Below are 6,623 nucleotides of genomic sequence, written 5' to 3' on the forward strand. Positions count from 1 at the left end.
TCATTACATACTTTTTTTACTAATTTTGATTTTAGTGTTTTAGTTGTACAAAAGAAGTTAGAAACCGAAAACATAAAAATACTCAGGAAGACTAATGTCATCCTGAGTATTTTTTATTCCCTTTTTTATTTTGATAAACGATGAGTCAGGCGGTAACTCTTGTCCGAGAATGTATCGAAGAATTAAATCAATTGAAGCAATAAAATATGCGAAAAAGAGGGCAGTCCGCCTTAATGACTACTGCCCTTGCACATCATTTATCCATTCCGAATTACTTCTTTGTCCTTAAAAATCCGTACTGCTTCCATTCTTTTCTTGGAAGGCCAAAACGCACCTTGCCCGAATATAGAGGTTAGAGCAGGAACTAAAAACGGTCTAACGATAAATGTATCCAATAGGATGCCAATTGCCGTTATTGTTCCAAAATGGACAAGGATTTGTATCGGTAATGTGGTTAAAACAGTAAACGTTGCAGCCAAGATAATCCCAGCAGAGGTAATAACACCGCCAGTTTCCGAAACACCTTCTTTAATTGCTCTTTTCAGCGGCATTTCCTTACTTTTTCTCCATATACTCGAAATCATGAAAATATTATAATCTTCACCGAGAGCTACAATAAAAACAAACGCGTAGAGGGGAATAAATCCTTGAATGGCTTCAACGCCAAAGCCATAATGTAAAATAATCCACCCTAAGCCTAATGCACTAAAATAAGACAAGAGAACAGTCCCAATTAAATAAACAGTAGCTGTGATTGAACGCAAATAGAGTAAAAGTAAAATGGCTATCAGGCCAATAATAAGTGGGATCACTAGGCTTGAATCCACTTTCGTTGTTTGACTTATATCATATTGTTCGGCCGTCATTCCTCCAATCCATATATTGCGTTCATCACCACCGGATTGCTTGATGTAGAATTGTATTTCTTTTTTAAGCTCCGGTATATGGGCCATTGCCTCATTCGAATACGGATTCATTTTCAATCCAATTTCATATTTGATGAAGGCAGGATCCTTCTCCCCTTTCACCGCATTGGAAACCTCAGCAACAAAAGGTAAGTTCTCTAGTTTCTCTTTCAAGTTCGCTTCCGAACCATTCCCTTTTACAATGACACTAATCGGGGCCAATTCACCAGGATTAAATTTCTTTGACAAAATGTCGAATCCTTCACGTGACGGCATATCTTTTGGGAAGGATGAGAGTGTGTCATACGTTGTTTCAATCTTTGTCGAAAATAGAGCAAATAGGCCTAATATTACGAGGGTTGTAAGCATAACTCTCCAAGGTTTAAAGCTGACAAGTTTTCCAACATATACACCTAAATTTGCTTTGTTTTTTCGCGTTTTTACTTCTTTCCCTTTTTTTACAGCCAATTTTACAGCCATCTCGTCTGTCCGAGGAACAAATGGATAAAAGGACGTTCTGCCTAGAATGCTTAAGAGTGCTGGAATAAGTGACAAACTCGCGGCCATCATAATCAAGATGGCTAAACTAAAGGGAATGGCAAACCGATGCACAGACCCATAATTTGCAACCAATAATACCAGCAAGGAGACAACAACGGTTAGCCCGCTCATAAAGATTGCCCCTGAGGAGAGTGAGAACGCGCGTCGAATGGCTGTAAATTTATCTTCCTCCTCCCGTAAATTTTTACGAAATTGCGCAATAATAAATAAGCAATAATCCGTCCCGGCACCAAATAACAGAACAGTCATAATGGAAATTGCTTGCGCATCAAATTCAATGATTCCATCTCTGCCTAACCACCCAAGAATAGGACTAATCAGCATATATGCCATTCCAACGCCGACAAGTGGAATAAGCGCCAAAATAGGCGAGCGATAAATAATCAGTAAAAAGAGAAGGACAATCGTCACTGTCCCGAATAATAATGAAAGATCTCCTCGACTAAATAATTCGGTGGCATCCACTGTTACCCCAGCTGGACCCGTTACCCTAACGAGTACATTCTTCTCATCCTTCAGACTACTCGTAAAAGGATCTTTTGGAAATATTGATTTTGCAGTCTTCTTCAGCTCTCCCAGACGATTTGATATCTCTGCTGTTTCAAGGTTTTTATCAAAAACAATCGGTAAAACAAGGGTTGTTCCATCCTTTGACGCTTGATTTTTTAAAACTGGAAGTGGAATGTCATGAAAAGGTGGAACAATCGTACCTTTAATCGGTTGATCCGTAAGCTTTTTTGTTAATCCTTGGATAGAAGCTAGATCAGCATCTGATAAACGACTTGCCTTGTACCACGTTAGTAAGGCTGGGGTCCCTTTGTTTGTACTAAATTCCCTATCGATGATTTCATTAGCCTTGGAAGAATCTGTTTCTTGCACGAAAATGTTAGCGCGTTCATTTTTTTGTGAATTTGCCTGTGGCAATAATCCATTCAACACCAGAATCAGCACAATCCAAGTAAATAAAGTGATCCATCGTCCTTTCCTTCCACTTACAAATGCTCCATACCGTTTGGCCCAGATTCGGATCATGGTTTTTCATCTCCCTCTCTCCTCCTTATCAGTTGATAAGTAATAAGCAAAAAAGAGGTGGCTGCTTTTATTAGCCACTTAATCCTTCAATAATGATGGTAACAATTAAATTCGATTTTCTTTCAGCTTCCATTTTTAGCTAATCCCTTCATTACTTATCAGCTGATTAGTTATATCTTATAAGATAATACCCATAAAATGTAATCATTTAAAAAATTATTGGAAATAAAACAAAAACGACTAAGCAAGTAATTCTAGTCGTTTTGTGATTCTTACTTCTTAATATTTGTTTTACTTTTTCTCGATAAGGTCTATGATCACGTTAATAAAACCAAAGAATGGCGGACAAATTCCTTCCGCCATTCTTTTATTAAAATTTATTATGCTCCTGGAGGGCGATTTTCAAAGTCATAATCAACCGGTTTAGGGGCAACGCGGGAATGTTCTAAGGCTGGCGTTTCTGGCCGTGCAATTTGATAAACGGATGCTCCCACAATTTCCGCCGTTTCTTGTAATTTGTTTTTATCAATTTTATCGATGGTATCTGCTGGAGTATGATACCATGGCTCAAGTGGCGAGTGAATGAACAGGGCTGCCGGAATTCCTAGCTCATGGAACGGCTGATGGTCACTGCGTCCCAATTGACCATACGGAACAACTTCACCCAATGCCGTTCTTGCACCTGCAGACGCAGCAAGATCTGTGACTAAATTTTTCTTTCCATCAATGGTATACATGATTAATCCGTTTGCAGCATGATCACCGCCGGCATCCTTACTGCCAATCATGTCCATTTGGAAGTGAGCTACAATCTTATCCGCCTCGGCATCACTTAATGTGCTGGCATAATGATAGGATCCTAACAGGCCTTTTTCCTCGGAGCCGAATGTAACGAAACGAAGTTCTGTATCAATTGGCATGTTGGACATGACTCTGGCAAGCTCTAGTACGGCCGATACACCTGAAGCATCATCGTTTGCCCCAGGGCCGCCTGGTACAGAATCATGGTGTGCTCCAATCATGACAATCTGGCCGGTATCCTTGTTTTTATGTGGTTTCATTTTGGCAACAACGTTGTAGGACGTTTTTTCTACAAGACCCGAACCGGATACTTTTAATTGAGCAGTGATAGGACCCGCTTTAATTTGATCTACTAAAGCCAAACCTTGGGCTCTGGTAATGCCTACAGCCGGAATATTCTGACCATAACTTGCTTGGCCAAACGCATTGGATGTCCCGGTGTTGTTGTACATAATGACACCAACCGCACCTTTATCCAACACGTTTTGGATTTTTTCAACAAAGGTGTTATCACCGCGTTCAATCAAGGCAATCTTCCCTTTTACAGAATCCGGTACCGTGCCGGCAATTGCTTTACCAACATTCACCACTTCTGCGGTTACCTCACCACTAAACGAGCCAGAAAAAACGTATGGATTTAGATTCTGTCCGCCAATTTCTACAATTCCTTTTACATTATTTCTTACAACATCATAGATTGGAAATGATTGTAGCTCCGTCTCATACCCATACTTCTCAAACTGGCTTTTTATGTACTGTGCTCCCTTTAGCTCTCCAGGAGTCCCGGCCGTCCGAGGTTCCTCCGATAATAAGGCAATCGTGTTATACATGTTGTCGGCACTAATTTTCTTGATGATCTTGTTGTCAAAGGCAGAGGCTGCATTTGAGTTTGGTGCTCCTCCATTTCCTTGTGCGTATACTCCATTGACGCTTAAAACTAGCCCTGCGGTTAATAATACTGACATCACTTTTTTCTTTTTCATTTGTACCCTCCTATTTCTAAAAATATGTAAGCGTTTCCGGTAGATTATCATTGATATTAATAGATTAGTAAACTTTATTAGTTTTACAAAAAGCATGAAAAATCTACGTTTCCGCTAACATTTTTCCTATAAAGATAGGTGGTATTATGCAGAATAATGTCGAAGAAGCAAGAAATAATCATTAATACTACCCAAACACTATATCAGATGCTAGGTAGGCAATAAGTGCTAATTCCTGGGTAAGTAGCCCCCCTTTACTTTACTCTATATTTATTTCCACACTCTCTCAATGGACACTGTTTTATTTTCACTTTTTAAAATAAATACATCGGGGTTACTAAGATTCCGCCATTCATCAAACCCAAAATCTTTATTAAAATACTTTAATAGCAGAGACAGTAAGTTTCCGTGTGATACAATAATCGTATTTTCAGTTTCACCGACAAAAACTTCCTCTACCACTCCAACAATTCTTTGCATTGCTTCCCGGCTGGACTCTCCCCCTTCAAATTTCAGATCAAGGTCATCTAACGTTGCGCTCAGTTTTTCAAGCCAATCAGGAAGATTATTATTGGAAAGTACACGTTCTGTTAATCGCGGCTCCTCCTCTATCGGAACCTGTAATAGCATAGCAAGCGGCTGAATCGATTGAATCGCGCGCATAAATGGGCTAGAAATAATCCGATCAATTTTGAAAGTGGAAAAAAACTCAGTTAATTCAACCGCTTGTCTAAAACCTCGTTCAGATAGCTGTGCTTCGAATGGCTGTCCCTCGGCCTCACAATGCCTTATTAAATAAATCCTCTTCAAGCATATCCCTCCATCAAGTACTTTTTTTCTCATAATTTTTTATAATATCATAATTTTAGAGCATTACCTTCATGACAACTTCATCACCGACGCCCTCCTTTAACAACCAATCATGGGAAAAGGAGGATGTTCCCATGTCCTTGAATAATTTCATTTCCGTTTTAGAAAAATAAAACAGTGTGTTTTCTGCAAACAATGTAATGTCATAATAAAAGGAGGTAATCAAATGAAAAAAACATTTGCACTAGTATTTAGTGTGATATTACATATGCTTATAATGATCTCTCCTGCTAATGCAATCGGAAATAACCCCAGCAATATTTATACAGTCAAATCTGGAGATACTTTACCGGCAATTGCAATGAAATACGGTACATCTGTAGAAAATTTAAAAGGTGCTAATGGATTGCTATCCGATACATTACTAGTTAATCAGAAATTATTTGTTCCGATTATTTATGAAGTTGCTGCCGGAGATACACTAGAAACGATTTCAGAAGCCTATACTTCTTCAGCTCAGATCATTAAAACAACAAATGGACTATCATCAGATCAACTCTATTTAGGGCAGCAATTAATGATTCCTCCTAAAAGAATGACCATCCAAGGACAGTATATTCTTTTGACCAAGGAGGAATTTAGGGATTGGTTATTTCACAATCAATTTAATCGAAAAATAACTATAATCCAACATCATCACACGTGGTCACCGTCCTATAAGCAGTTTTATGGCTCCAATCATTTTAAATTGTTGAAAAGCATGGAGAATTTCCACATTAGAGAGAGGAAATGGAAGAATATCGCACAAAATATCACTACCTTTCCGGATGGCAAAGTAGCAGTGTCCAGGCCATTTAACAGCGCTCCCGAAGGTTCAATTGGTTCAAAGGCTAACACTCCAGGGATCGCCATCGAAAATGTTGGCAACTTTGATATCGGTCATGACGTCATGACCGAAGAACAAAAAGAAACGATAGTGTATATCACGGCTTTGCTTTGTATAAAATTCGGGTTAACTCCTTCCATTGATAGTATCACGTATCATCATTGGTGGGATTTGAAAACGGGCGAAAGAGTGTTAGATAACGCTCCTGAATATAATGTTAAAACATGCCCCGGCACTGGCTTTTTCGGGGGCAATTCCACAACTAGTGCAAGAAATCATTTTTATCCCCTTGTGTCGCGTAAAATGCAGGAAATTTTAGGATCCAGGCAATGAAGTTAAGACCTTCTTTCTGGGGAAATGATGATTCTCCATTCTGTTAAACCAAAATTGACCTCACAGACGAGGTCAATTTTTCAATTCGCTGAAAAAACTCATTTTTCGCTGATAAATGGTGTAGATTGGAGGTTAGTATAAAAAATAGACACCGGCTTTGGCGTCATGTTTAAATCATATCAAGACGAAAAAGGACGTGTTTAACATGGCGAAAAAAACCACTTATCCAAAAGAATTTAAAGAATATGTTACCAAGCTAGTAGTTCTGGATGGCCGAAAGATAGTTGATATTTGCCAAGAGCTCAATATCCC

At 38.9% G+C, this 6,623-nt stretch carries 4 protein-coding genes; 1 reads left to right on the forward strand and 3 read right to left on the reverse strand.

Annotation, left to right across the window (positions count from 1 at the left end):
* Window positions 1-257: 257 nt before the first annotated feature.
* The 3 genes from ACFVSW_RS02185 to ACFVSW_RS02195 form a co-directional block, all read right to left on the reverse strand.
* A complete protein-coding gene (locus tag ACFVSW_RS02185; RefSeq protein WP_387311629.1) occupies window positions 258-2,498 on the reverse strand; it encodes an MMPL family transporter in 2,241 nt (746 codons plus the stop codon).
* Window positions 2,499-2,878: 380 nt separating this feature from the next.
* Window positions 2,879-4,282, reverse strand: a complete 1,404-nt coding sequence (locus ACFVSW_RS02190; RefSeq protein WP_387311631.1) for a M28 family peptidase — start codon at window positions 4,280-4,282, stop codon at window positions 2,879-2,881.
* Window positions 4,283-4,552: 270 nt separating this feature from the next.
* Entirely contained in the window at window positions 4,553-5,092 is a 540-nt protein-coding gene (locus tag ACFVSW_RS02195; protein ID WP_387311633.1) for a histidine phosphatase family protein, read from the reverse strand.
* 226 nt (window positions 5,093-5,318) lie between these two features.
* Between ACFVSW_RS02195 and ACFVSW_RS02200 the strand changes: the two genes are divergently transcribed.
* The gene (locus tag ACFVSW_RS02200; RefSeq protein ID WP_387311635.1) at window positions 5,319-6,311 is read left to right on the forward strand and encodes a LysM peptidoglycan-binding domain-containing protein; all 993 of its coding nucleotides are present in this window, start codon (window positions 5,319-5,321) and stop codon (window positions 6,309-6,311) included.
* Window positions 6,312-6,623: the final 312 nt, after the last annotated feature.

It is taken from the genome of Neobacillus sp. NPDC058068 (genome assembly GCF_042885335.1).
Lineage (GTDB): Bacteria > Bacillota > Bacilli > Bacillales > Cytobacillaceae > Neobacillus.